This is a genomic window from Stenotrophomonas sp. TWI1151 (assembly GCF_039673135.1).
Classification (GTDB): Bacteria; Pseudomonadota; Gammaproteobacteria; order Xanthomonadales; family Xanthomonadaceae; genus Stenotrophomonas.
Genome location: NZ_JBDJLA010000002.1, coordinates 133,504 through 159,501 on the forward strand (window position 1 = coordinate 133,504; position 25,998 = coordinate 159,501).

At 68.0% G+C, this 25,998-nt stretch carries 23 protein-coding genes; 13 read left to right on the forward strand and 10 right to left on the reverse strand.

The window, feature by feature from the left end; all coding sequences use genetic code 11:
- Positions 1-41 precede the first annotated feature (41 nt).
- Positions 42-731: a hypothetical protein gene (locus tag ABE422_RS04740; RefSeq protein WP_313219821.1), complete on the reverse strand. Its 690-nt coding sequence runs from the start codon at positions 729-731 to the stop codon at positions 42-44.
- 162 nt (positions 732-893) lie between these two features.
- Between ABE422_RS04740 and ABE422_RS04745 the strand changes: the two genes are divergently transcribed.
- Positions 894-2,870: a UvrD-helicase domain-containing protein gene (locus ABE422_RS04745; protein ID WP_176990295.1), complete on the forward strand. Its 1,977-nt coding sequence runs from the start codon at positions 894-896 to the stop codon at positions 2,868-2,870.
- 255 nt (positions 2,871-3,125) lie between these two features.
- Positions 3,126-3,656 carry a GNAT family N-acetyltransferase gene (locus tag ABE422_RS04750; protein ID WP_313210627.1) on the forward strand — a complete coding sequence of 177 codons (531 nt, stop codon included), beginning with the start codon at positions 3,126-3,128 and terminating at the stop codon, positions 3,654-3,656.
- Positions 3,657-3,723: 67 nt separating this feature from the next.
- Here ABE422_RS04750 and ABE422_RS04755 read toward each other — a convergent pair whose 3' ends face one another.
- On the reverse strand, positions 3,724-4,392 hold the full coding sequence (locus tag ABE422_RS04755) for a DUF480 domain-containing protein (protein WP_346462761.1): 669 nt from the start codon (positions 4,390-4,392) through the stop codon (positions 3,724-3,726).
- 111 nt (positions 4,393-4,503) lie between these two features.
- Between ABE422_RS04755 and ABE422_RS04760 the strand changes: the two genes are divergently transcribed.
- Positions 4,504-5,427 (forward strand): 5'-nucleotidase, lipoprotein e(P4) family, encoded by a 924-nt coding sequence (locus ABE422_RS04760; protein ID WP_313210631.1) that lies wholly within the window; start codon positions 4,504-4,506, stop codon positions 5,425-5,427.
- Positions 5,424-6,149: an orotidine-5'-phosphate decarboxylase gene (pyrF, locus tag ABE422_RS04765; RefSeq protein ID WP_313210633.1), complete on the forward strand. Its 726-nt coding sequence runs from the start codon at positions 5,424-5,426 to the stop codon at positions 6,147-6,149. Before ABE422_RS04760 ends, pyrF begins: the two co-directional genes overlap by 4 nt.
- 25 nt (positions 6,150-6,174) lie before the next feature.
- Here the strand turns inward: pyrF and ABE422_RS04770 are convergent, their stop codons facing one another.
- The gene (locus ABE422_RS04770) at positions 6,175-6,300 is read right to left on the reverse strand and encodes a hypothetical protein (protein WP_313210635.1); all 126 of its coding nucleotides are present in this window, start codon (positions 6,298-6,300) and stop codon (positions 6,175-6,177) included.
- Between ABE422_RS04770 and ABE422_RS04775 the strand changes: the two genes are divergently transcribed.
- On the forward strand, positions 6,299-7,267 hold the full coding sequence (locus ABE422_RS04775) for a hypothetical protein (protein WP_313210637.1): 969 nt from the start codon (positions 6,299-6,301) through the stop codon (positions 7,265-7,267). The genes ABE422_RS04770 and ABE422_RS04775 overlap by 2 nt on opposite strands.
- On the forward strand, positions 7,267-9,981 hold the full coding sequence (plsB, locus tag ABE422_RS04780; protein WP_313210639.1) for a glycerol-3-phosphate 1-O-acyltransferase PlsB: 2,715 nt from the start codon (positions 7,267-7,269) through the stop codon (positions 9,979-9,981). Before ABE422_RS04775 ends, plsB begins: the two co-directional genes overlap by 1 nt.
- Positions 9,982-10,286: 305 nt before the next feature.
- Here the strand turns inward: plsB and ABE422_RS04785 are convergent, their stop codons facing one another.
- Entirely contained in the window at positions 10,287-10,490 is a 204-nt protein-coding gene (locus ABE422_RS04785; RefSeq protein ID WP_313211176.1) for a DUF465 domain-containing protein, read from the reverse strand.
- Between the two features lie 96 nt (positions 10,491-10,586).
- Here ABE422_RS04785 and ttcA point away from each other — a divergent pair, with 96 nt between their 5' ends.
- From ttcA to ABE422_RS04800, 3 genes are read left to right on the forward strand one after another with little or no spacing between them, the layout of a single operon-like run.
- Positions 10,587-11,498: a tRNA 2-thiocytidine(32) synthetase TtcA gene (ttcA, locus tag ABE422_RS04790; protein ID WP_313211177.1), complete on the forward strand. Its 912-nt coding sequence runs from the start codon at positions 10,587-10,589 to the stop codon at positions 11,496-11,498.
- Positions 11,499-11,548: 50 nt separating this feature from the next.
- Positions 11,549-12,454: a recombination-associated protein RdgC gene (locus tag ABE422_RS04795; protein WP_313211178.1), complete on the forward strand. Its 906-nt coding sequence runs from the start codon at positions 11,549-11,551 to the stop codon at positions 12,452-12,454.
- A gap of 57 nt (positions 12,455-12,511) precedes the next feature.
- On the forward strand, positions 12,512-13,300 hold the full coding sequence (locus ABE422_RS04800) for a SprT family zinc-dependent metalloprotease (protein ID WP_313211179.1): 789 nt from the start codon (positions 12,512-12,514) through the stop codon (positions 13,298-13,300).
- A 139-nt stretch (positions 13,301-13,439) separates the two neighbouring features.
- On the opposite strand, the gene ABE422_RS04805 is transcribed toward ABE422_RS04800, so the two are convergent.
- Entirely contained in the window at positions 13,440-14,312 is an 873-nt protein-coding gene (locus ABE422_RS04805) for a methylglyoxal synthase (RefSeq protein WP_313211180.1), read from the reverse strand.
- A gap of 173 nt (positions 14,313-14,485) precedes the next feature.
- Between ABE422_RS04805 and ABE422_RS04810 the strand changes: the two genes are divergently transcribed.
- On the forward strand, positions 14,486-14,779 hold the full coding sequence (locus ABE422_RS04810; protein ID WP_313211181.1) for a hypothetical protein: 294 nt from the start codon (positions 14,486-14,488) through the stop codon (positions 14,777-14,779).
- A gap of 24 nt (positions 14,780-14,803) precedes the next feature.
- Here the strand turns inward: ABE422_RS04810 and ABE422_RS04815 are convergent, their stop codons facing one another.
- From ABE422_RS04815 to ABE422_RS04825, 3 genes are all read right to left on the reverse strand, one after another.
- A complete protein-coding gene (locus tag ABE422_RS04815) occupies positions 14,804-16,249 on the reverse strand; it encodes an FAD-dependent oxidoreductase (protein WP_313211182.1) in 1,446 nt (481 codons plus the stop codon).
- 127 nt (positions 16,250-16,376) lie between these two features.
- Entirely contained in the window at positions 16,377-20,831 is a 4,455-nt protein-coding gene (gene gltB, locus ABE422_RS04820; RefSeq protein ID WP_346482576.1) for a glutamate synthase large subunit, read from the reverse strand.
- Positions 20,832-20,998: 167 nt separating this feature from the next.
- Positions 20,999-21,400 carry an I78 family peptidase inhibitor gene (locus ABE422_RS04825; RefSeq protein ID WP_313211184.1) on the reverse strand — a complete coding sequence of 134 codons (402 nt, stop codon included), beginning with the start codon at positions 21,398-21,400 and terminating at the stop codon, positions 20,999-21,001.
- 134 nt (positions 21,401-21,534) lie between these two features.
- Here ABE422_RS04825 and ABE422_RS04830 point away from each other — a divergent pair, with 134 nt between their 5' ends.
- Entirely contained in the window at positions 21,535-22,599 is a 1,065-nt protein-coding gene (locus tag ABE422_RS04830; protein WP_346481142.1) for a DNA topoisomerase IB, read from the forward strand.
- A gap of 9 nt (positions 22,600-22,608) precedes the next feature.
- On the opposite strand, the gene ABE422_RS04835 is transcribed toward ABE422_RS04830, so the two are convergent.
- Positions 22,609-22,950, reverse strand: coding sequence for a hypothetical protein (locus ABE422_RS04835; protein WP_346482577.1), 342 nt, complete (start codon positions 22,948-22,950; stop codon positions 22,609-22,611).
- Between the two features lie 207 nt (positions 22,951-23,157).
- Between ABE422_RS04835 and ABE422_RS04840 the strand changes: the two genes are divergently transcribed.
- Positions 23,158-24,291 carry an SDR family oxidoreductase gene (locus ABE422_RS04840; protein ID WP_346482578.1) on the forward strand — a complete coding sequence of 378 codons (1,134 nt, stop codon included), beginning with the start codon at positions 23,158-23,160 and terminating at the stop codon, positions 24,289-24,291.
- Here the strand turns inward: ABE422_RS04840 and ABE422_RS04845 are convergent.
- Positions 24,248-25,393, reverse strand: a complete 1,146-nt coding sequence (locus ABE422_RS04845) for a serine hydrolase domain-containing protein (RefSeq protein WP_346482579.1) — start codon at positions 25,391-25,393, stop codon at positions 24,248-24,250. The two genes, ABE422_RS04840 and ABE422_RS04845, sit on opposite strands and share 44 nt — an antisense overlap.
- Positions 25,394-25,598: 205 nt before the next feature.
- On the opposite strand from ABE422_RS04845, the gene ABE422_RS04850 reads away from it, so the two are divergent.
- Positions 25,599-25,985, forward strand: coding sequence for a BlaI/MecI/CopY family transcriptional regulator (locus tag ABE422_RS04850; RefSeq protein ID WP_019184134.1), 387 nt, complete (start codon positions 25,599-25,601; stop codon positions 25,983-25,985).
- The last annotated feature ends 13 nt before the right edge of the window (positions 25,986-25,998 follow it).

Below are 25,998 nucleotides of genomic sequence, written 5' to 3' on the forward strand. Positions count from 1 at the left end.
ATTTTATCCGCTCGGGCGCCCGGGCATGGTGCCGTGTTCATTCAGTCCTGGGAACCGGGTACGGCGGTGGGGATGCCGACCTCGACGCTGCCGGTGCCGATGGTACGCCCGGCGGCCTCCAGTTGCTGTGCCTGCCAGTGCCAGTACTGGTCAGGCTGCCAGTATTCGTCCCGATAGAACACGTCCGGTTCCACGTAACGCTTGCCACGATCATCGCGGACCAGCATGCGCATGCCTCCGACCCAGCCGGTGCGGCTGCCAGTGACCTCAAGCAGGCCACGACGCAGCTCACGCTCCTGTCGGGGCTGGGCGACCGTGTCTCCGAACTCCGCGTACAGGGCTTGGCCTTGCTGCACTGCGCGGGTCTGTTCGTCCGGGGTCAGCGCGGCCCAGTACCGCTCACGCAGCACCAGGAGGAATTCGGTCCCGCGCTCGGCCGCCAGGTCCATCCAGGCATAGGCCAGGGCCCGATCCTGATCGCCGCCCTGGCCGTTCCACCACATCTCGGCAAGCGCGGCCTGGGACAACTTGTCGGCATGGCGCGCGCCGAGCCGGTAAAAGCGCCGCGCCTCTTCGAGGCGGCCACGCGCCTGCGCCTCCTTGCCGAGTTTGCGGTAGCGCAGGTCAGGATGGCTGGCCAGAAAGGTGTGGGTGTCCTGCGCATCCTGCGCGCGCAGGTCCGGCTGACTCGACTGCCCCCACGCTGGCAGCGCGGCCAGGGCGGCGATCATGGTGCATACCCGGCTTGCCTTCCTGACGATTGCCATGCGTCGCGTCCTCTGCGTTGATCGGGACAATGGATACCCCAGCCCCGTGAAGGCGTCAATCCGGCTGGTGGCACGTCGATGCGGGCTGACCAAGGCCCGGTACAATGCCCCTCCCCTGGAGATGGCATGCACGGTCTCAATCCTCCCCAACACGCGGCAGTGATGCACTGCGAAGGTCCTCTGCTGGTGCTTGCGGGCGCGGGCAGCGGCAAGACGCGCGTGATCGTGGAGAAGATCGGCCAGCTGATCGCCAGCAAGCGCTACCCGGCGCGGCGGATCGCGGCGATCACCTTCACCAACAAATCGGCCAAGGAAATGCGCGAGCGCGTGGCCAAGCGCCTGCGCGGTGACGACGCCGATGAAGTGACGATCTGTACGTTCCACGCGCTGGGGCTGAAGTTCCTGCAGATTGAACATGCGGCCGTCGGGCTCAAGCGCGGCTTTTCGATCTTCGATGCCGACGATTCGACCGCGCAGGTCAAGGACCTGATGTACGGGGCCAAGCCGGACGACATCGAGGACGTGAAGAACCTGATCTCGCGCGCCAAGAACGCCGGCCTCTCACCCGAGCAGGCGATGGCCGCGGCGCGCAGCACGCGCGAGAAGGAAGCGGCCAGCGTCTACGAGCGCTACCAGCTGCGCCTGACTGCGTTCAACGCGGTCGATTTCGATGATCTGATCCGCCTGCCGGTGCAGGTGCTGGAAGAGAATCCGGAGATCGCCATCGCCTGGCGCGAACGCATCGGCTACCTGCTGGTCGACGAATGCCAGGACACCAACGATGCGCAGTACCGGCTGCTCAAGCAGCTGGCCGGCAGCAAGGGCAACTTCACCTGCGTGGGCGATGACGATCAGTCGATCTACGCCTGGCGCGGTGCGAACCCGGAAAACCTGCAGCAGATGGCGCGCGATTATCCTGCGCTGGAAATCATCAAGCTGGAGCAGAACTACCGCTGCTCCAACCGCGTGCTGCGCGCGGCCAACGCGCTGATCGCCAACAACCCGCACGAACACCTCAAGAAGCTGTGGAGCGACCAGGCCGACGGCGAGCGCATCCGTGTGTGGGAGTGCCGCAACAGCGAGCACGAAGCGGAAAAGGTCGCGGCGGAAATCTCCTTCCTGGCCACCTCCAAGAAGATTCCGTGGAGCGATTTCTGCATCCTGTTCCGCGGCAATTTCCAGTCGCGGCCGCTGGAAAAAGCGCTGCAGCTGGTGCGTGCGCCGTACCACATCACCGGCGGCACCGCGTTCCTGGAACGGCAGGAGGTCAAGGACACGCTGTCCTGGCTGCGTCTGCTGGTGAACCCGGATGACGATACGGCGTTCATGCGTGCGGTGCAGTCACCCAAGCGCGAAGTGGGCGCCGGCACGCTGGCCAAGCTGGCCGAGCTGGCCTCGGAAAAAGACCTGCCGATGGCGCATGCCGCCGAAGCGATCGGGGCGCTCTCGCAGCTGCCACCGCGCGCGGCCAACGGGCTGAGCCGCTTCACCGATATCCTGCGCGATCTGCGCGCGGAAATGCCCAAGCTCAGCTCCGGCGATCTGGTGCGCAAGCTGGTGAAGGATTCCGGGCTGGTCTCGGACCTGCGCAGTGCGTGCAAGGAAGAGTCGGTCTACCAGCGCCGCCTCGGCAACCTGGAAGAACTGGCGCAGTGGTTCGAAGGCGGCCCGCGGGGTGCCTCCACGGCGGATCTGGCCGCGCAGCTGGCCTTGCTCTCGCGCAACGACAAGGACGACGGCGGCAACCAGGTGCGGATGATGACCATGCACGCCTCCAAGGGCCTGGAATTCCCGTACGTGTTCATCATCGGCTGCGAGGACGGCGTACTGCCACACCAGGTCAGCCTGGACGAAGGCAACCTGCAGGAAGAGCGGCGTCTGTTGTACGTGGGTATCACCCGCGCCAAGGTGCAGCTGTGGATGAGTTACAGCAAGCTCACCCGCAAGTTCGGCGAGCACGTGCGGCTCAAGCCGAGTCGGTTCTTCGACGAGATACCCGCCGAGGAAATGCAGCGCGACGGTGCCGACCCCGTCGCCGATGCCGCGCGCAAGAAAGAGCGCGCCAGCGCGGGCCTGGCCGCGATCCAGGCCCTGTTCGACTGACCCACCGCACGGGTAGAGCCGACCGTTGGTCGGCTGCCCAAAGCGCGTCGGCTGCCGTATCCCCGGCTCGAAGAGCAGCCGACCAACGGTCGGCTCTACCATGTTCCCGCAGCCGACCAACGGTCGGCTCTACCGTGTTCCCGCAGCCGACCAACGGTCGGCTCTACCGTGTTCCCGCAGCCGACCAACGGTCGGCTCTACCGTGTTCGGGGCACGCATTGCACAATCGGTGTATCGCCTTCCACCGGTACCCGCATGTCCGCCGTGATCCAGACCGACCGCCTGCACCTGCGCCTGATCGATCCCGATCATGACGCGGCCGACATGCTGGCCCTGCTCAACGAGCCGGGCTTCATCCGCAACATCGCCGACCGCGGCGTACGCACCTTGGCGCAGGCGCGCGACTACACCGCCGAGCGCGTGCTCGGCAGCTACACCCTCAATGGCTTTGGCATGTACGCCGTGATCCGCCGCGAGGACGGCGCATGGCTGGGCAACGCCGGTCTGGTCCGCCGCGCCGGGCTGCCGGCACCGGATATCGGTTATGCACTGCTGTCGCAGTACGAAGGCCACGGCTACGCATTCGAAGCCGCGCGCGGGGTGATGCACTACGCACGCGATGTGCTCGGTCATGCCGATCTGTACGGCATCGTCTCGCCGGACAACGTGCGCTCCGCCGCGCTGCTGCGCAAGCTGGGCATGGAGGACCGGGGGGACCTGCTGCTGCCGCCGCCAAACGAAGACGTGGTGCTGCTGTTCGCCACCCCGGGCGCGCCGGCCCCCTGACACCGTCGACGGGCACGGCGCGGCGCTCGATCCTCGGCCGGTAGAGCCGACCGTTGGTCGGCTGCTCTCAGCCCCCCAACTGTGCGCGCAGCTCCGCCAGCTGTTCCTGCAGCTCGGCCACGGTGGCTTCCAACTGCTGCACGCGGGACTCCAGCGCCGGATTGGCACCGCTGCCGCCGCCGCCGGACGGCGCCGACCGGTACTGCTCGGCCAAGGCCTGCACGTCCACCGGGCCGGCCATCAGGTGCATGTAGCGGTCTTCGCGCTGGCCGCTGGCGCGCGGCAGCTGGATCGCCATGCCGCGCTGGATCATGCGCTCCAGGTGGTGGCGCAGTTCGTCCACGTCCTGGAAGCGGACCAGCCGCTCGCTGCGGGTCAGCAGTTCATTGAGGGTCTGCGGGCCGCGCAGCAGCAACAGGCCCAGGATGGCCAGTTGCTGGCGGGTCAGGTCCAGCGCGGCACCGGCGCGGTGCTCGTAGCGCTCGGCGCGCGAGGAGTACTGCTGGCGCGCCAGGCCCAGGGTCTCCAGCTGGCGCAGCGCGTGGTGCACATCGCCGGCCGACAGGGCCATGACCGGCTCGCGGGCGGTCTTCTGGTTGGCCGCCACCTGGGCGGCGTTGACCGTCAGCGGGTAGGCGTCCGGGGTGGTCGCCTCCTTCTCGATCAGGCAGCCCAACGCGCGGGCCTGGGCCGCGCTGAGCACGGGCAGGGCAGGGGTCTGGGTGTCGTCGGTCATGGGGCGCTCCGGGGTGTTTCAGGGGCGTGCAGCATAGCCGAGCCCCGCCTGTGGCATGAATGCCGCGGGACAAGCCGGTAAACTGGCGCGAATCTGTTGCCGGTGAATGCCATGCGTCGTAGTGCTGTTTCCCTGTCCGTGCTTGCCTGTGCCGTGCTGGCACTGAGTGCCTGCAAGCGCACTGAAACCCCGGCCGATGCCGCCCCGCCGGCGGCCGCTGCCGCGGCGAGCGCGCCGGTCGCCACCGGCGATGCCGCCGTGGCTGCCAATGACAACCTCAACGCGGTGCTGTGGATGCAGCGTTCGCAGGAGTACCGGGCAATCACCGAGCAGACCTACCGTTCGGCGGCCGATCACCTGGACAAGGCACTCAAGGAGCCCAACTGGGACGCGCTGGTGCCTGAAGAACGCGGCAATGCCGCCAAGGGCCTGAAGCCTGCCGTGGTGCTGGATGTGGATGAAACCGTGCTGGACAACTCGCCCTACCAGGCGCGCCTGGTGCGCGATGGCAAGGAATACGACGAGCTGAGCTGGGACCAGTGGGTGGCTGAAAAGAAGGCCAAGGCGATTCCGGGCGTGGTCGATTTCGCCAAGGCCGCCAATGCCAAGGGCGTGACCCTGCTGTACATCTCCAACCGCGCCGTCCACCTCAAGGAGGCCACCCTGGCCAACCTGCGCGAGCAGGGCCTGCCGGTGGCCGATGACAGCGTGTTCCTCGGCCTGGGCACCGTGGTGGACGGCTGCGAGCAGGCCGGCAGCGAAAAGAACTGCCGCCGCCGCCTGGCCGGCCAGAAATACCGCGTGCTGATGCAGTTCGGTGACCAGCTGGGCGACTTCGTGGAAGTCACCGCCAACACCAACGATGGCCGTGACGCGCTGCTGCAGCAGTACCACGACTGGTTCGGCGAGCGCTGGTGGATGCTGCCCAACCCGACCTACGGCGGCTTCGAGCCGGCCCAGTTCAACAACGATTACAGCCAGTCGCGCCAGGCCCGCCACGACGCCAAGCGCGCCGCGCTGGATTACGCACCGTGAGCCGCGCGCCGCTGCCGCTGCGGGACGAGGAGCGCCTGATCTTCGCGCTCGACGTGCCCGGCCGCGACGATGCACTGGCCTGGGTCGATCGTCTCGGCGATGCCGTGTCGTTCTACAAGATCGGCATGGAACTGCTGGCCTCCGGCGAGTACTTCGAGGTGCTCGATGCACTGGCCGCACGCGACAAGCGGGTGTTCGTCGATCTCAAGTTCTTCGACATCCCGGCCACCGCCGCGGCGGTGATCAAGCGCCTGTCGCAGTGGCCGGTGAGCTACGCCACCATCCATGGCTGGCACCCGGCGATGATGGAGGCCTGCGCGGCCGCCAACGGCAGCGACATGCGCCTGCTGGCGGTGACCGTGCTGACCTCGATGGGCCGCAGCGACCTGGCCCAGATGGGCATCGACCGCGAGCCGGTCGAGGTGGTGGTGGAACGCGCGCTCGCCGCCCAGGCCGCCGGCATCGACGGGGTGATCGCCTCCGGCCAGGAGGCCGGGCCGATCCGCGCCGCCACCGGCGCCGGGTTCTCGATCGTCTGCCCGGGCATCCGCCCGGGGGGTCCGGTCGGCGATGACCAGAAGCGCACCGTCGGCGTGGCCCAGGCCTTTGCCGACGGCGCCGATGCGATCGTGGTCGGCCGCCCGATCCGGCTCGCCAGCGACCCGCAGGCCGCCGCGCGCGCCCTCCAGGCCGAGATCGCCCAGGCGCTCGCCGCGCGCTGAGGCGGTGACGGGGCCGGACGCTCCGTCACACGCGGTTTTTCTGTACATTCAAGGGCTTGCGCACCGAGCGCAGGGTCGGCAGGTCTGCCGGCTTGCCGCTGTCACCGAACAGGCCGCAAGATGCGGACCGGTCCGGGGAGTCCGAATTCATGTCCATGTCGTTGAAGCCGTGGCAGTACCGAGGGCAGGCGTTGGCGCTGGCCCTGTGCGGGTTGGTGCTGCTCAGTGCCTGCAGGGACAAGCAGATCGATCCGGATGCACCGGCGTCCGAGCCGGTCGCGGCCCTGCAGCAACTGGCGCAGCGGGTCGCCGACAACGATCTGGTCGGCTACGCGAAGGCAGCGGTGCCGCCCACCCAGTACGCCCGCCTGCAGGGCGCCTGGCGCCAGGGGCACAGCCGTTGGCCGCTGACCGAGCTGCCACTGGATGGGCAGTTGTTGCCGATGCTGGCCGCGCTGTCGCGGCCGGATGCGCCGCAGCGGCTGCAACGCTCGTTCGATACCCAGATCGCCGGTCAGGCCACGCAGGTCCGCCAGGCGGCCCATTCGATGGGATTGTTCGGCGAGCAGTACCTGAGCAACCAGAGCGAGTACAGCGACAGCGAGCGCGCCCATTACACCCAGGTGGTGAAGGCGCTCAGCCGCTGGGCCGCCGCGGCGCCACTGACCGACAAGCAGCGGGCAAAGACGACCATCACCCTGCTCACCGCTACCGCGCGCACTGCGGGGCTGTCCACGGATGCCGAACTGCAGGCCGCGGGCATGGAAGAGAGCCTGCGTCGCCTCGGCCCCTTCATCAAGGCCTTCAAGACCGCGCTGGCCAGTTACGGGCTGTCGCTGGACGCGGCGTTGACCGAGCTGCGTGGCGAGCTGACGTCCGAGCTGGGCGACGATGCCGTGGTGCGCATCCAGTACACGTTGGCCGGCGAGCAGATCGACGCCCAGGTGCGGATGACACGGCGCGACGGGCACTGGTATGTGACCCGCACGCTGGAAGACACCGATGCGCTGCTGCAGGCCGCCGACGCCGCGCAAGCTGAACATGATGCCCGCCAGGCCGCTGAAGCAGAGGCGGCTGCGACGGTCAAGGACGGTGCTTCTGCACCGGCTAAGCCATAATGAAGCCGATGCCGAACCAGAATCCCCTGCCTTTCCCCGGCGAAGAGCCGCCCAAGACGCCGGACGCTACGTCCTCGTCGCCCGATACCGTGCCGTCCGACGGTGCTGCCGCCCCGGTTCCACCGGCCGCTGGCGCGCCCGTGGAGGCCGTTGCCGTCGAGGCGGAGCCGTCCACTGTTGCGCCGTCCGCGATCGTGCCCGGCACCCGCCCCCCCAGCGGTCGCCCGCCGTGGTGGGCGCGCCTGCTCGGCCGTCTGGTCGAGCCGTGGCTGTCGCTGAAGATCGAACCGGAGCACCCCGGCCAGTACAACGACGGCCGCCCGGTGGTCTACGTGCTGGAGGACTACGGTCTGTCCAACGCGCTGATCCTGGACAAGGCCTGCCGTGAAGCCGGCCTGCCCTCGCCGCTGGTGCCGATCGCCGGTGACCCGACCGGGCGCAAGCGCGCCTACCTGGCCCTGTCGCGCCGGAGCAGCAGCAACTCGCTGATCCCCGAGCAGCGTGGCGCCAAGACCCACTCGGACTCGTTGGCCAAGGTCCTGCAGGCGCACCGCGCCCGCGGCGAGCTGGACGTGCACCTGGTGCCGGTGTCGATCTTCGTCGGCCGCGCGCCGGACAAGCAAAGCGGCTGGTTCGCGGTGCTGTTCTCGGAAAACTGGGCCCTGGTGGGTCGTTTCCGTCGCCTGCTGGCGGTGCTGCTCAACGGCCGCAGCACGATCGTGCGCTTTGCCCCGCCGATCTCGCTGCGCACCACGGTCGATGAGGGGCTGGACCCCGAGCGCACCGTGCGCAAGCTGCAGCGCGTGCTGCGCACCCATTTCCGCCGCATCCGCGAATCGGTGATCGGGCCGGATCTGTCGACCCGCCGCCTGCTGGTGGACAAGGTGCTCGACGCGGACACCGTGCGCGAAGCGATCGCCTCACAGGCCAAGCGCGACAACTCCAAGCCGGCCGATGCCTGGAAAAAAGCCCACGCCTACGCGTGGGAAATTGCCGCGGACTACTCCAGTCCCGTGGTGCGCTCGGCCAGCTTCATGCTCAGCCATGTCTGGAACCGCATCTATGCCGGCGTGCTGGTCCACCACCTGGACAAGTTCAAGGCGGCCGCGCCCGGGCACGAAGTGGTGTATGTGCCCAGCCACCGCAGCCACATGGATTACCTGCTGCTGTCCTACCTGCTGTACGACCGCGGCATCGTGCCGCCGCACATCGTGGCCGGCATCAATCTCAACCTGCCGGTGGTCGGCACGCTGCTGCGCAAGGGCGGTGCGTTCTTCATCCGCCGCTCGATCCGTGGCAACGCGCTGTACTCGGCGGTGCTCAGCGAATACGTGGCGCAGCTGGTCGCCGGCGGCTACTCGATCGAGTACTTCGTCGAAGGCGGCCGCTCGCGCACCGGGCGCCTGCTGCAGCCCAAGGGCGGCATGATCTCGATGACGCTGCGCGCCTTCCTGCGCCAGCCGCGCAAGCCGGTGCTGTTCCAGCCGGTCTACATCGGCTATGAAAAGCTGATGGAAGGCGGCAGCTACCTGGACGAACTGTCCGGGCGGCCGAAGGAAAAGGAATCGATCTGGTCGCTGCTGTGGTCGATCCCGAAGGTGCTCAAGCAGAACTACGGCCAGGTCGTGGTGAACTTCGGTGAGCCGATCGCGCTCAACGACGTGCTCGCCCAGCGTGCGCCGGACTGGAACGGCCAACCGGTCGGCGAGGACGAGAAGCCCTCGTGGTTGTCCGGCACGGTGGATCACCTGGCCGAACGTATCCAGGTGCATATCAACGGCGCGGCCGACGTCAATCCGATCAACCTGCTCGCGCTGGCGCTGCTGTCCACGCCCAAGCATGCGATGGGCGAGGCGGACCTGATCGCGCAGATCGAACTGTGCAAGACCCTGCTGGTCGAGATGCCGTACTCGGACCGGGTCACGGTGACCCCGCACTCGCCGGAGCGGATCATCGCCCACGCCGAGGAGATCAACGTCCTCACCCGCATCAAGCACCCGCTGGGCGACGTGCTCAGCGTGAGCGGCGACACCGCGGTGCTGCTGAGCTACTTCCGCAACAACGTCATCCACCTGTTCACGGCCTCGTCGTGGGTGGCCTGCTGCTTCCAGAACAACCGCCGCATGAGCCGTACCGGGCTGGTCCAGCTGGGCCGCACGGTGTATCCGTTCCTGCAGGCCGAGCTGTTCCTGCCGTGGACCGAAGACGAGTTCGCCCAGCGCATCGAGCAGACCATCAACGTGTTCGTGCGCGAAGGGCTGCTGCAGAACATCAACGATGACGACGGCGGCATCCTGGCGCGCAACACCGGGCAGACCGACGAAGTCTTCCGCCTGCGCGCGATCGGCCATTCGCTGCAGCAGGCGTTCGAGCGCTATTACATCGCGATCTCGGTGCTGGTGAAGAATGGCCCCGGCACGTTGGGCGCGGCCGAGCTGGAAAGCCTGTGCCAGCAGGCTGCACAGCGTCTGAGCCTGCTCTATGCGCCGGCCGCGCCGGAGTTCTTCGACCGCACCCTGTTCCGCGGTTTCATCCAGAAGCTGCGCGAACTACGCCTGGTGTGGCCCGATGAAAACAGCAAACTGCTGTTCGATGCGCGCCTGGACGCGTGGGCAAAGGATGCGAAATTCATCCTCGGCCGCGAACTGCGCCATACCATCGAGCGTGTCAGCCCGGAAGCGGCCAAGCCGGAAGAGCCGGTCAGCACGGATTGACGGAAGCGGATGCGCCGAGGCGCATCCGGACGCATCCGGACGCATCCGGACGTATCCGAATCTAATTGCGTTCGCCAGCAATTCGTAGGTACCGACCGTTGGTCGGTACCCGCGCGCAAGCGCGGCACAAGCGTCCGCAGACCAGGCAACACGGCGTGCACCGATTGACCGACGTTGACCACCGTCCGAAGCCACATGACAGGGGTTCATGTCGCCGGGACGAACGGCAGCCGACCAACGGTCGGCTCTACCCCCCGGAACATGGGCGGTGATCGGGACGAACGGCAGCCGACCAACGGTCGGCTCTACGCGGGTTCGTCCGGAATCAGCATGTCTTCCAGCTTGGCGATGCAGTCCTTCAACTGCAGCTTGCGCCGCTTCAGGCGCTTGGCGTCCAGCTCATCGTCGCCGTTGGCGGCCATGCGCAGGATCTGATCATCCAGCGCACGATGCTCCTGCCGAAGGACGGCAAGGCGGGCAGTGATATCGGCGGGTGTCATGGTGTCCACAAGCTCCGAGCATACACATCCCGGATGACCGCCGGGAGTGAACGCAGTCACTTCCTGGCCCCTGTGAGGGCGCGTTGCAGCCGGTAGAATGCGTGCATGAGCGCTGCTGTCATCCGCCTGCCCGATCCCGTCCCGCGCGCCCGCGATCCGCGTGCGCCCGGCGGTGTGCAGGACCGGCTGGCGCGGCAGCTGCGGCGCCAGGTCGGCCAGGCCATCGCCGACTTCGGCATGATCGAGGCGGGCGACAAAGTGATGGTGTGCCTGTCCGGTGGCAAGGACAGCTACACCCTGCTCGACATCCTGTTGCAGCTGCAGAAGAAAGCGCCCGTACCGTTCGAGCTGGTCGCGGTGAACCTGGACCAGAAGCAGCCGGGCTTTCCCGAGCAGGTGCTGCCGACGTACCTGGCCTCGATCGGTGTGCCGTTCCAGATCATCGAGCAGGACACCTATTCGGTGGTCAGCCGGGTGATCCCGGAAGGCCGCACGATGTGTTCGCTGTGCTCGCGTCTGCGCCGTGGCGCACTGTACCGGCATGCGGCCGAACACGGCTACACCAAGATCGCGCTGGGCCACCACCGCGATGACAGCGTGGCCACGTTCTTCCTCAATCTGTTCCACCACGCCAAGCTCTCGGCGATGCCGCCCAAGCTGCGCAGCGACGACGGCCAGCACATCGTGATCCGCCCGCTGGCCTACGTGGGCGAGGCAGACATCAGCGCCTACGCGCAGGCGCGTGCGTTCCCGATCATTCCCTGCACGCTGTGTGGCAGCCAGGACACCCTGCAGCGCCGCCAGGTGGAACAGATGCTGCAGCAGTGGGAGCGCGAGCAGCCCGGGCGCATCGACCAGATCGCACGCGCGCTGGGTAACATCCATCCCTCGCAGCTGGCCGATCCGGCCCTGTTTGATTTCATGGCACTGGGGCGCGCCGCGGCGGCCCCGCTGCCCGATCCGCCGGCCTGGGCCGGCACTGCCCACGACCTCGGCGACGCCTCCGGCCCGGCCTGAGCCACGCCGGTGCGCCCGCCCTCCCTTTCACGCTCTTACTCTGGACGTCCATGTTCTTTCGCAACCTGACGCTGTTCCGCTTCCCGACCGCCACCGATTTCTCCGAGGTAGACACCCTGCTGCCGCAGGTGCTGCTCAAGCCGGTCGGTCCGCTTGAAATGAATTCGCGCGGCTTCATCTCGCCGTTCGGCCGTGAAGAAAAGGCCGTGTTCTCGCACCGCGTCGGCGATGCGCTGTGGCTGACCGTCGGCGGTGAGGACAAGATCCTGCCGGGCGCGGTGGTCAACGACCTGCTCGCGCGCAAGCTCGAGGAAATCGAAGAGAAGGAAGGCCGCAAGCCCGGCGGCCGCGAGCGCAAGCGCATGAAGGACGATCTGCTGCACGAGCTGATGCCGCGTGCCTTCGTGAAGAGCTCGCGTACCGACGCGCTGATCGACCTGACCCACGGGTACGTCGCCGTGGACTGCTCGAGCAGCAAGAAGGGCGAGAACATGATGTCCGACATCCGCGGCCTGCTCGGCAGCTTCCCGGCGATGCCGCTGAACGCCGAAGTGGCGCCGCGCTCGATCCTCACCGGCTGGATCGCCGGCGAAACCCTGCCGACCGGGCTGAGCCTGGGCGAAGAGTGCGAGATGAAGGACCCGGCCGAGGGCGGTGCGGTGGTCAAGTGCCAGCACCAGGAACTGCGCTGCGACGAGATCGACAAGCACCTGGACGCCGGCAAGCAGGTGACCAAGCTGGCCCTGGTCTTCGAGGACAACCTGTCCTTCGTGCTGGGCGACGACCTGATCGTGCGCAAGCTGAAGTTCCTGGATGGCGCGCTGGACCAGCTCGAGCACGCCGACGATGACGGCCGCCGCGCCGAACTGGATGCCCGTTTCGCCCTGCAGAGCGGCGAAGTGCGCCGCCTGTTCCTGCTGCTGGAAGAGGCGTTCAAGCTGAGCAAGGCGGACTGATCGGTTCCGATCAGTCCCCAGTCATGCGCCGGTCACGGCCGGCGCTATGCTGTACCCATGTCCGGATTCCTCCGCCGCCTGATTTCGCCGGCTGTCAGCACGCTGCAGCGCGATACGGTACGGCTGCGCCTGGAGGATGCCGAGATCGATGTCCTGCGTGTGCGCGATCCGCGTGCGCGCCGGATCAAGCTCAGCGTCGATGAGCGCGGCGTACGCCTGACCCTGCCACCGCGCGCCAGCCTGGTGATGGGCGAGCGTTTTCTCGACCAGCATCGCGGCTGGTTGTCCGAACAACTGCGCAGCTACCAGGCCACCAACCTGCCGCCACCGCTGGTGATCGGCGAGGCGGGGGTGCTGCCGCTGCGCGGTGAGCTGCTGCCGCTGCGCTGGGAAACCGGCCGCTACGCGCACATGCGCGTGGACGAACAGGGCGCCTGCCTGCACTGGCCCACGCGCGGGACCGATGCCACGCTGCGCCGCACCCTGCGCGAGTTCTACGAAGCACAGACCCGTGCCGATGTCGGCCAGTGGCTGCCGCGTTACCTGCCCGGCCTGCCGCGTGCACCGGCGCGGCTGCGGCTGAAGGTGATGTCCTCGCAATGGGGCTCGCTGGCCCCGGACGGCAGCATGGCGCTGGATCTGGCCCTGGTGTTGGGGCGGCCTTCGGCGTTCGAGTACGTGCTGGTGCACGAGCTCTGCCACCTGATCCAGGCCAATCACTCGCCGGCGTTCTGGGCGGAGGTGGAGAAGCGCTTCCCGGCGTGGCGGCAGGAGCGCGATTATTTTCAGGCCGAAGGACGGCGGTTGAAGGCCATGCTGCGGCAGCTGCTGACCCCCACCCCGTAGAGCCGACCGTTGGTCGGCTGCGCATGACATCCAACCCCGCGATCCTGGCGTACCGACCAACGGTCGGTACCTACCGGTGTGTGGCGCATCGGCCGACCATCGGTTCGTCGGGGTCTGGCGTACCGACCAACGGTCGGTACTACCGGGTGGCGCGGGCGGTGGCGGCCTGCGCCCAGCGCGCCGCCACGCGCGGCGCGGTGATGCACACGGCCTGGTCGGTCACGGTGGTGACCGCACGCTCCAGCAGCTGGATGTCGGCTTCGTGCTGGCGGGCCACGTGCGGGTCTTCGAAGAAGATCGCGCGCTGGCAGTGGCCTTCCAGCACGCGGTCGGCAATCTGCGCATCGCCGCCCATCGGGCCGCTCTGGTAGCGCGTCACCCATTCCTCGCCCTGCGGCCAGCCGCGGCTCCAGGCCAGTTCGTTGAGGCGCTGGCCGGTGGTGCCGGTGCCGACCCGGCGGCGGAAGCGCGACAGCACCGCGAAGTGCTCATCGGCGAAGGCCAGCATCGCCGGCTTCATCGCGTCATGCGCGATCAGGGCCAGCGTGTGCTGTTCGAAGGCGTGCAGGTCATCGGCGCCCGGGTCCGGCGCCAGGCCAGCATGCAGGCGCTCCACCTCGACCCAGTCGCGCGCGGTGGCGACGGTGGAGATGAAGGGTTTACCGTGGATCACGCACTGACGCTTGAGCGCGGTCGCTTCGGGAAAGACCGAGGACGGATCGACCGGGTCCATCAGGTAGATCGCGCCGTCCAGCGTGCGCTCCGGCGTGCCCATCCCGACCACCTCGGCGACCAGCTTCATCAGGCCGCCCTCGCGGCCGTTGGGGTAGCGGCGCAGCGGGGCGAAGTCCTGCAGGAAGCCCAGCCGCTGGATCGCATCGAAGGTGCGCCCGACCGCATGCAGCTCGACGCCCAGTTCGCGCAGGCCGGTATCGCTGGCACGCAGCCAGCGGAACAGCGCGGCGTGCTTGTCGTGGTGATGCAGGCGGTTCGCGGCCAAGCCGATGCGCATGAGGGCAGTCCAGAGGAAGACCGCGCCAGTGTAATCCGCTCAGGTTGCGGGGAAGCAAGCATCGAACAGTGATGGAGATCACGCGTCTTCACGCACTTTCGTAGTTGTTGCATGGTCTCGGGAGGGGCCGTATCCGACAGTGGTGGTCGTCCGTCAATCAGGAAACCCCTGCCATGACCCTCCCCCGTTCCCCCATCGTCTCCTCATCATCGCCCGCCTTGGAGACGGGCCGCCGCATCCGTGCGCTGGCCACGGTGCTGCGCGAGGCGCCCCGGGCCGATGCCGAGGTGCTGCTGGCCGGACTGGCGCGCATGCTCGATGCGCACATGGGCCGCGGCCACGATGATGTGGTCAGCAACCGCCGCATCCGCGACCAGCTGGACAACATCGAGCTGCTGATGGCACTGGAGATCGAGCGCGCCGGCGTGCGTCACACGCCGGTACCTGCGGTCCCGCGCGCCGCTTGAGAGGCGCGCTTCGGTAGGGCGCCGTTACGCCGAAAGCAGCTGCACGATGCTGCCGGCCGCATCGCGGCCCTCGGCCACGGCCGTCACCACCAGATCCGCACCGCGCACCGCATCGCCACCGGCGAACAGGCGCGGGTGCGCGGTCTGGAACGGCAGGCGGCCGCTGCCACCGGCCACGATGCGGCCGTTGTGGCCGGCTTCCACACCCTGTTCGGTCAGCCAGGCCGGCGCAGTCGGCGAGAAGCCGAAGGCGATGATCACCACGTCCGCTTCCAGCAGCGATTCACTGCCTTCGATCGGTACTGCGTTGCGGCGGCCCTGGGCATCCGGTTCGTCCAGATGCGTTTCCACCACCATCACCCCGATCACTTCATCGTCCGCACCGGCTTCGATCGAGAGCGGCTGGCGGTTGAACAGGAAGCGCACGCCTTCCTCGCGGGCGTTGGCCACTTCGCGCGCCGAGCCGGGCATGTTGGCCTCGTCGCGGCGGTAGGCACAGGTCACCTTGGCCGCACCCAGGCGGATCGCGCTGCGCACGCAGTCCATGCCGGTATCGCCACCGCCCAGCACCACCACGCGCTTGCCCTCCAGGTCGGGCAGGGCGATCTGGTCTTCCCAGCCGGCAATCGGCCGGCCGTGGGCATCGCTGCCACTGACGATGCGGCTGTTCTGCACCAGGAACGGCAGCGCCGGCAGCACGCCCTTGAGGTCCTGGCCGAGCAGGCCACCATCGGTATAGCGGTACGCGCCGGTGCCGACGAACACCGCGTCGTACTCGGCCAGCAGCGCATCGATGCTCACATCGCGGCCAATCTCCACGCCGAGGCGGAACTGCACGCCCATGCCCTCCAGCACGTTGCGGCGGCGGCTGATCACCGATTTGTCGAGCTTGAAACTGGGGATGCCGAACTGCAGCAGCCCGCCGATCTGTTCGTAGCGGTCATACACCACGGCCTGGATGCCGGCATGCGCCAGCTTGTCGGCGCACGCCAGCCCGGCCGGGCCGGCGCCGATCACCGCCACGCGCTTGCCGGTGGCTTCCACCGCGCTCATGTCCGGGCGCCAGCCGGTGGCCAGCGCCGTATCGACGATGTACTTCTCCACGGCGCCGATGGTGACCGCGCCGAATTCCTCCAGCGTGCAGCTGCCTTCGCACAGGCGGTCCTGTGGGCACACCCGGCCGCACACTTCCGGCAGCGGGTTGGTGGAATGGCAGAGCGTGGCCGCTTCGTGGATGCGGTTTTCCTGTACCAGCTGCAGCCACTGCGGGATGGCGTTGTGCACCGGGCACTTCCAGCTGCAGTACGGGTTGCCGCAGTCCAGGCAGCGGCCGGCCTGGAACTGCGCGTCTTCCTTGCCGAACTTGCCGTACAGCTCGCCCCAGTCGCCGGAGGTGCGCAGTTCGACCGGGATGCGCTGCGGCATCGTCCGGGGCAGATCGAGGAACTGGAAAGCTTGCTTGCGGCTCATCGGTGGGCCCTGCGGTGGTGAGTTGCCGGCCAACGGCCGGCACTACGATTTGAGGTTGCCGGCCAGCGGCCGGCACTACAGCGGTGGGATGTACAGCGCCGGCGTGGGGCTGGCGCCGTGACCCCGGTCAGGCAGCGCGGCGCAGGGATTCGGTCAGCGATTCGATGCTGGCCGCCTTGGGTTTGACCAGCCAGAACTTGCCGACGTAATCGCGGAATTCATCGAGGATCTGCTGCGCCCAGATGCTGCCGGTCAGCTCGCGGTGGCGGCTGATCAGCGTATGCAGGTGCTGGCGGTGGTTCTCGAAGCCTTCGGCGGAGATGCGGTGGATGTCGATCAGCTCGTGGTTGTAGCGGTCCACGAAATCGCGGTCGATATCCAGCACGTAGGCCAGGCCGCCGGTGAAGCCGGCGCCGAAGTTCAGGCCCACCTTGCCCAGCACCAGCACGATGCCGTCGGTCATGTATTCGCAGCAGTGGTCACCGGCGCCTTCGATCACCGCCAGCGCGCCGGAGTTGCGCACGCCGAAGCGCTCGCCGGCACGCCCGGCCGCGAACAGCTCGCCGCCAGTGGCGCCATACAGGCAGGTGTTGCCGATGATCGCGGTGTTGCGTGCTTCGAAGCGCGCGCCACGCGGCGGGCGCACGACCAGTCGGCCGCCGGCCATGCCCTTGCCAACGTAATCGTTGGCTTCGCCTTCCACTTCCAGCTGCAGGCCGCCCACGTTGAACGCACCGAAACTCTGCCCGGCGGTACCGCGGAAACGCAGCGTCAGCGGCGCATCACTCATGCCCTGGTTGCCGTGCGTGCGCGCGATCTCACCGGACAGGCGGGTGCCGATCGAGCGGTCGGTGTTGTGGATCAGGAAGCGGTGTTCACCGCCGAGCTTGCCGGCAATGGCCGGGGCCAGCAGGCCGTCCATCTGCGTGGCCAGGCTGTCCGGCGATTCGTACAGGCGCTGCGCGGCGCAGTGGCTGCCGGCGTACTCGGCCGGGTTGAGCAGGCGCGACAGATCCACCTTGACGCCCGGGCGCGGCGAGACCTCCAGCTGCAGCAGCAGGTCGGTGCGGCCGACGATCTCGTCCAGCGAGCGCACGCCCAGGTAGGACAGCCAGCCCCGCACTTCCTCGGCCAGCAGGCGGAAGAAGTTCTCCACGCGCTCGGGCAGGCCGGTGAAGTACTGCGCGCGCAGGCGCTCGTCCTGGGTGGCCACGCCGGTGGCGCAGTTGTTGAGGTGGCAGATGCGCAGGTACTTGCAGCCCAGCACGATCATCGGCGCGGTGCCGAAGCCGAAGCTGTCCGCGCCCAGCAGCGCGGCCTTGATCACGTCCAGGCCGGTCTTCAGGCCACCGTCGGTCTGCAGCAGGGTGCGCCCACGCAGGTCGTTGGCCACCAGCGCCTGGTGCGACTCGGCCACGCCCAGTTCCCACGGCACGCCGGCATAGCGGATCGAGCTGACCGGGCTGGCACCGGTACCGCCGTCATGGCCGGACACGGTGATCAGGTCGGCGCCGGCCTTCACCACGCCGGCGGCAATGGTACCGACGCCGGCATGGCTGACCAGCTTCACCGACACCAGCGCGGTCGGATTGACCTGCTTGAGGTCGTAGATCAGCTGGGCCAGGTCTTCGATGGAGTAGATGTCGTGGTGCGGCGGCGGCGAGATCAGGCCGATGCCCGGCTTGGCATAGCGCAGCCGCGCGATCAGTTCATTGACCTTGTGGCCGGGCAGCTGGCCGCCTTCGCCGGGCTTGGCGCCCTGGGCGACCTTGATCTGCAGCACCTCGGCGTTGACCAGGTACTCGGCGGTGACGCCGAAGCGGCCCGAGGCCACCTGCTTGATCTTGCTGCGCTTCTCGGTGCCGTAGCGCACCGGGTCTTCGCCGCCTTCGCCGGAGTTGCTGCGGCCGCCGAGCCGGTTCATGGCAATGGCCAGCGCTTCGTGCGCCTCGGGTGACAACGCGCCCAGGCTGATGGCGGCGGTGTCGAAGCGGCGGAACAGGTCTTCGGCCGGGGCTACTTCGTCCAGCGGCGTGGGCGTGGGCGCGGCCTTGAGCTGCAGCAGGTCGCGCAGCGCCGACACCGGGCGGCCGTGCACGGCCTCGCAGTAGCGCTGCCAGTCCGCGGCATCACCACTGCGCGCGGCACGCTGCAGGGTCATGACCACGTCCGGGTTGTACATGTGGTATTCGCCGCCGTGCACGTACTTCAGCACGCCGCCCACGTCCGGGCGCAGCAGGTCGTTCCAGGCACGCACGGTGAGTTCGCGGGCTTCGTCGTCCAGGCGCGCAAAGCCCACGCCGGCCACGCGCGAGGCGGTGTCCGGGAAGCACAGGTCGACCACCTCGTCATCGAGGCCGACGATCTCGAACAGCTGCGCGCCGCGGTAACTGGCCACGGTGCAGATGCCCATCTTGGAGATGATCTTGGACAGGCCCTTGTAGATGCCCTTGCGGTAGCGGCGGCCGATCTGCGACTGCTCGCCGCCCTTGCTCAGCTGCAGGATGCCGCGCCGGCCGAGGTCGAACAGGGTCTGGTAGGCCAGGTACGGGTACACCGCGGTGGCACCGAAGCCGAGCAGACAGGCCATGTGGTGCGCGTCGCGCGCGGTGCCGGTTTCCAGGATCAGGTTGACGTCGCAGCGCAGCCCGGCGTTGGACAGGTGATGGTGCACCGCGCTGGTGGCCAGCAACGCATGCACCATCGGCCGGTCGGCGACCGGGTAGCGGTCGCTCAGCAGCAGCATCACGATGCCCTCGCGGGCGGCCGCCTCGGCCTCGGCGCAGATGCGCTCGATGCCCGCCTTCAGGCCTTCGTCCAGGCTGTAGGACAGATCGATCAGCCGGTTCTTGTCGGCGTACTGCTCCATCTTGATCAGCTGGCGCAGCTTGCGCTGGCTGAGCACCGGCGAATTGAGGATGACGTGGTTCACCGTCTCCGCACCGGCATGGAAGATGTTGGTCTCCTTGCCGAGCTGGGTGGACAGCGACATGACGCAGTCTTCGCGCAGCGGATCGATCGGCGGGTTGGTGACCTGCGCGAACGCCTGGCGGAAGTAGTCGTAGAGCGGGCGACTGTGCTGGCTGAGCACGGCCATGGGCGTGTCATCGCCCATCGAGCCGGTGGCTTCCTGCTCGGTTTCGGCCAGCGGGCGCAGGATCTGCTCGACCTCTTCGGTGCTCAGCTGGAACAGCTTGTGATAGCTGCGCAGGGTGCGCTCGTCGAACGGCTCTTCCACCAGTGACGGATCGATCAGCTCGGTCTGCAGGTAGGTCACGCCCTGCTGCAGCCACTGCTTGTACGGTGCGCGGCCGCGGTTGATGCGGTCGATGGCGTCCGAGTCGAGCAGGTCACCGCGCTTGAGGTCGATGGCCATCATCTCGCCCGGCCCCAGCTTGCCCTTGCGCACCACGCGCTCGGCCGGCACTTCCCACACACCGGCTTCGGAGGCGACCAGGAAGTGGCGGTCGGAGGTGAGCATCCAGCGCGCCGGGCGCAGGCCGTTGCGGTCCAGCGTGCAGGCGGCATAGCGCCCATCGCAGGCCACGATGCCGGCCGGGCCGTCCCACGGTTCGCTGTTGAGGCCGTAGAACTCGTAGAACGCGGCCAGGTCGGGGTCCTTGAACTCCAGCGACTGGGTCGCCGGCGGCACCAGGATGCGCAGCGCCTGGATCAGGTCCATGCCGGCGCTGACCATCAGCTCCAGCATGTTGTCCAGGCTCTGCGAGTCCGAGCCATGCATGGAGATCACCGGGTCGAACTCGCCGATGTCGAAGCGCGGGGTCTTCCACACCTTGCTGCGCGCCTGCGCCCAGCGGCGGTTGCCCTCGATGGTGTTGATCTCGCCGTTGTGGGCGAGCATCCGGAACGGATGCGCCAGCGGCCAGCGCGGCAGCGTGTTGGTGGAGAAGCGCTGATGGAACACGATGGCGCTGGAGGCCAGATCGTTGCGCTGCAGATCCACGTAGAAGCGGCTCAGCTTGTCCGGCAGCACCATGCCCTTGTAGCTGATCGCATTCGGGCTGAGCGTGGTGACGTAGTAATCGGCGTGCTCGCGCAGCTGCTGCTCGCTGCGGCGGCGGGCCAGGAACAGGGCCAGGGTGAAGGCGGCCTCGTCCTGCGTGGCACCGGCATCGACGAACACCTGCTCGATATGCGGCAGCGTGTCACGGGCGAGCTGGCCACAGACGCTGGGGTCGGTCGGCACCACGCGCCAGCCGACCGGCTGGCAGCCGGCGTCGCGCAGCTGCTGTTCCAGCGTGTCGCGGCAGGCCTGTGCGTCGGTGGGGTCGTGCGGCAGGAACACCACGCCGGCGGCGAACCGCGCGCCAAGGGTGAGGCCGGCCTCGGCGGCGAGCGCCTTGAGGAACACGTCGGGACGGCGCAGCAACAGGCCGCAGCCGTCACCGGTGACACCGTCGGCGGCGACGCCGCCGCGGTGGGTCATGCGCGAGAGTGCGGCGATAGCCGTGTCGACCAGCAGTCGGGACGGCTGGTCGTCGAGTTGGGCGACCATGCCGAAACCACAGGCATCTCGCTCATCTTGCGGGTCGTAAAGCCCTTGGCGGTTGCGGGGGGCCATCTCTGCCTCAATGTCGGGTGAGCGGCGACACTCGTCCCCGCTCAATCCGTTGAGCGCATCTGGAGGCACCGGATGACTCGACTAGAGCATAGTTGCTGCAACGCCGCAATACACGGTTGCAGGCGCAACCAAACCCCTGTGTTTCAGGGGTTTTCTCCGTCGCCTGTTCAGCCGCAGCGGACGCCAGCCACCACGTTCTTGGCATCCACTTCCACGTTCAGACGCTCGCCGATGAACTCCATCGTGGTCATGTCGTTCGGCTTGAGCACGCGCACGCTGGTGGCGCCGGCATCCTGCTGGGCCTGGCTGCCGAGCTCGGCGGTATAGGGCTGGCCGACCAGGCTCTGCACCTGGGTGGCATCGCAGCTGCCGACCGGCGGCGCTTCGGTCGCCTTGCCGGCTTCGTCGGTCGGCGCGGCGGCGGCTTCGGCCGCCTTCTGCGCATGGGTGGCGACGGCCTCCTGCTCGTCCATCGGCGGGGCGCTGCACGCACCGAGGACCAGCAGGGCGGGGAACAGGGCAATCAGCCCGAAAGAACGCCGCACGCGGCGGAACGACAGGGACGACATCGGTACTCCAGAAAGCGAGCCAGTAAACACTGGAGGATATCGCCAAGCGCGGCGTGAGGTGTTTGTGTTGCGTTATTGACGCGGCGCCGCACCGGCAGCGGTAACACTGCGTTTCCCTGATCCGCGCCGCGTCCATGAGCCCGAGCCGCACCACTACCCCCGAAGCCGCCGCCGCCCGCCAGGCCGGCCTGCGCTATGTCAGCGATGAACTGCCGGGCATTGCCCGCCGCAAGGCCGGCAAGGGCTTTGCCTACCGCGATGCCGATGGCGCGGCGATCCGCGATGCCGCCACCCTGGCCCGGATCCGCGCGCTGGCGATCCCGCCGGCGTACACCGATGTCTGGATCTGCGCACTGCCCAACGGCCATCTGCAGGCCACTGGGCGGGACGCGCGCGGACGCAAGCAGTACCGCTACCACGCCGATTGGGCGCGGGTGAGGGGCGATGGCAAGTTCGATCGCATCATTGCCTTTGGTACCGCCCTGCCCACGCTGCGCCGGCGCCTGCGCCGCGATCTGAAGCTGCCCGGCTTCCCACGCGACAAGGTGCTGGCGATCGTGGTGGCGCTGCTGGCACAGACGCTGGTGCGCGTTGGCAATGAAGTCTATGCACGTGACAACCGCTCTTACGGGCTGACCACGCTACGCAACCGCCACCTCGCGCTGGTCAAGGGCGGCCGGGCGCAGATGCGCTTCCGGGGCAAGTCCGGGCAGGCGCATGAGGTGGATGTGGATGACCGCGAACTGGTCAAGCTGATCCGTGGCTGCCAGCAGCTGCCCGGGCAGGCGCTGTTCCAGTATCGCGATGACGATGGCGCGGTCCAACCGGTGGACTCGGGCATGGTCAACGACTATCTGCACGATGCGATGGGCGAGGATTTCAGCGCCAAGGACTTCCGCACCTGGGGCGGCACGCTGGAGGCGATCCGTCAGCTTGCCGTGACCGAGCTGCCCGAACCCTCCAGTGAGCGCGCGCTGGCAGCATTGCAGAAACAGGTGGTATGCGAGGTCGCCAACCTGCTGGGCAACACACCGTCGGTGTGCCGCAAGGCCTATATCGATCCTTGCGTATTCGATGGCTGGCGGGCCGGCTCATTGAAGGCCCTTGCCGGCCTGCGTGGCGAGCGCCAGTGGGAACTGGCCACGCTGAAAGTGCTCAAGGCCGCGCGGCGCACCGTCCGGCGTGCCCGCGCGGGATGAGCGTAGCGGTCAGCCGCAGTAGAGTGCGGTGATGTTGTTGGTACGACCGGTTTCAATGGTCAGCCGTTCGCCGCCCTGTTCTGCACCCGGTGTGGGATTGGCCGCGCCACTGGCAGTGGCGCCACTTGCGGCACGCTCGCTGCGCACGACGATGACCTGCAAGCTGTCGCTGTCCACGCGGGCACGCTCGACCGTGGCTTGCGATGCCGCCAGGCCCACGGCGCCGCGGACCTTGTCCACGTGGCACTGGCCGGAAATGACGCCGTCGATCGGCTGGACCTGCGCGACAGGGGTGCTGCTGCAGGCGGACAAAGCAAGGACGGCCACAGCCGCGGACAGGTGACGAAGCATGCGACGCACTCCATGGGAATTGCGCTCAGGGTGCATCGGTGCCCGTATGCGGCGCATGAATCTCTACACGGTGTGAGCACGCTCCATTCACCGTCCCTGGCCGCCGGGTTGACCATAGTGGGGCTGCGCATTCCACGGCGGCCATCGCCGCGACGAACATGCGCCCGCGTGAGACCCACGCATCTGATCCGGCAACAGGAGTCGAACATGGCCACGGCCAAAACCCGTAAGACCACCAAGACCCCCACTTCCCGCAAGCGTCCGCGTCCGGCGGAGGCGGCTGCCGCGGCGGCCGAACCACGCGCCCGTATCCCGGTCGTCAAAACCGCGACCCGCAAGGCCGCCGCCACCGATCCGCGCGCTGCGCGCGTGGCGGCCCGCCAGCGCCGTCTGCAGGACCAGGAAAAGGCCAAGGACGCGCGTGCGGCGAAGAAGGCCGCGAAGGCGCCCACCACGAAGGCCGCCAAAAAGGCCACCCAAGCGGGCACGCGCCGCCAGCCGGAAAAAATGCCGGCCGAGCAGCTGGCCAAACCGGGCAACGAACACGAGATGCAGCTGGCCCCGCGTTTCCTCGCGCCGGACTACCAGGGCAGCGGCAAGCTCAAGGGCAAGCGCGCGATCATCACCGGCGCCGACTCCGGCATCGGCCGCGCGGTGGCGGTGCTGTTCGCCCGCGAAGGGGCGGATGTGGCGGTACTGCACCTGGATGAAAAGAAGGACGCGAAGATCACCCGCGAGCACGTCGAGAAAGAAGGCGGCCGCTGCGTGGTGATCGCGGGCGACGTGCGCGATCCGGCGTTCTGCAACAAGGCCGTCAAGCAGGTCGTCAAGGCCTTCGGCGGTGTCGACATCCTGGTCAACAACGCGGCCTTCCAGCTGCATTGCGATCGTCTGGAAGACCTCGAGGACGAGCACCTGCAGGAAACCCTGCAGACCAACATCGGCGGCTACATCCAGATGGCGCGCGCGGTGCTGCCACACCTGGGCGAAGGCGCGAGCATCATCAACACCGGCTCGGAGACCGGCCTGTTCGGCAGCAAATCGCTGGTGGACTACTCGGCCACCAAGGGCGCCATCCATGCCTTCACCAAGGCGCTGGCCAGCCAGCTGCTGCCACGCGGCATCCGGGTCAACGCGGTCGCCCCGGGCCCGGTCTGGACCCCGCTCAATCCGGCCGACAAGAAGGCGCCGGATGTAGCCGAGTTCGGCCAGGACAGCGACATGGGCCGTCCGGCGCAGCCGGAAGAGCTGTCGCCGGCCTACGTCTTCCTCGCCTCGCCGATCACCGCCAGCTACATCAGCGGCGTGATCCTGCCGATGATGGGCGGGCCGCGCGGCTGATCGCCGGCGCGGGCGCGTCCACGCCGTAGAACGCGGCGATCCGTGGAATGAAGGTCTGCGGGTTGGCCCCGACCAGGTTGGTCAGCACCACGATGGCCAGCCCCTGGTCGGGGTAGACGATGAAGGCCGAGCGTGCACCGCCCATGCCGGCCACCTGGCGCTGCGGTGCACGTTGCAGCACCGCCCAGCCGGCCCCCCATGCGCCGTCGCTGCCGTCATTGAGCCGTTCCGGGGTCCACATCCGGCGGGTGCTGGCGGCGTTGACCAAGCGGTTGCCGGTCAACGCGACCAGCCACTGCGCGACGTCGTCGCCAGTGGTCAGCATGCCGCCGCCAGCCCACACCCCGGGGGGCATGTCGTAGAACCAGTGCGAGAGCCGTGGCGCGGCGTCCGGCGCATCGGTGCGGCGCGGGAACCAGCTGTAGATCGTGGCGCTGTTGGCGATCAGGTCGTAGCTGTCGCCGAACGTGGATGACGGCATCCCGGCCAGATCGAACTGGCGCGTGGCTACGTAGCGGTCGTACGGCATCGCGGACTGTGCGGCGATGATTCGTGCCAGCAGCACGTAGTTGGTCTGGTTGTACGTGAAGCGGGTGCCGGGCGCAGCGTCTACCGGGCGTTGCGTCACGGCGGTCCAGGCGGCCGCCTCGGTCCCGCCGCCGAGCAGGCCCTGTGCATCCAGAATGTCCGGCAGTCCTGAGGTATGTGCCAGCAACTGGCGCACCCGCACCCCGCGCCACGCGTCGGGCAGGTCGGCGAGATAGGCCGAGATCGGCGCATCCAGGTTCACCTTGCCTGCTTCGGCCAGCTGCATCATCGCCACCGCGGTGAATGACTTCGTCGCCGAGTTGAGCGGAAAACGCGTGGCGCGCGTGGTCGGCAGCTTGTTCTCGACATTGGCCAGCCCGTGGCTTTCGGACAGCACCACTTTCCCGTCCTGGACCACGGCGATCTGCAGCCCGGGAATACGCAGCGCATCCATGGTCTGGCCGATGAACTGCCGGGTCTGCTGGTTGGCGGTGTCCACGTTGCCGGCTTGGGCGTGCACGGCCAGCGGGAACAACAGGGCGACGATCATGATCACGCGACGGGTGGAACGCATGCGGTGGGTCCTTGGCGAGGCGGGCGCGATGCCACGGCGGACTGCGGCAGCTCGAAGGCTTGGATGCGGGCCGGGGCGAAAAGGTTTAAGGCCCACGGGCTGTCCCCTGCGCCGCCTACCGTTCGTCGGCACCCTCCATCCGGCACTTGACGACACCTGTAGTCACTGGCACGGTAGCGACACGTGTAGTCATAGGGAGAGCGTCATGCGCGGCAAGACGATCGGGGACCAGGAACTGGCCCTGCTGCAGTACATCGCGGAACAGGACCGCCCCAGTGTCGGGGAGGTCGCCACCGGCTTCGGGGAGCCGCGCGGGCTGGCACGCTCGACCGTGCTGACCATGATGGAGCGCCTGCGCGCCAAGTCGTACCTGAGCCGCAAGCAGGTGGACGGTGTCTACCGCTATGCCACCACAAGCGGCCAGGACAGCGTGGTGCAGGGCGCCGTGGCCAGCTTCGTGGAGAAGACGCTGCAGGGCTCGGTCTCGCCGTTCGTGGCGTTCATGTCGCACAAGGTGGATGTCAGCGATCAGGAACTGGCCGAGCTGGAAGCGCTGGTCGCACAGTTGCAGTCACGCAAGCGGGAGGGCTGAGTCATGGACATGA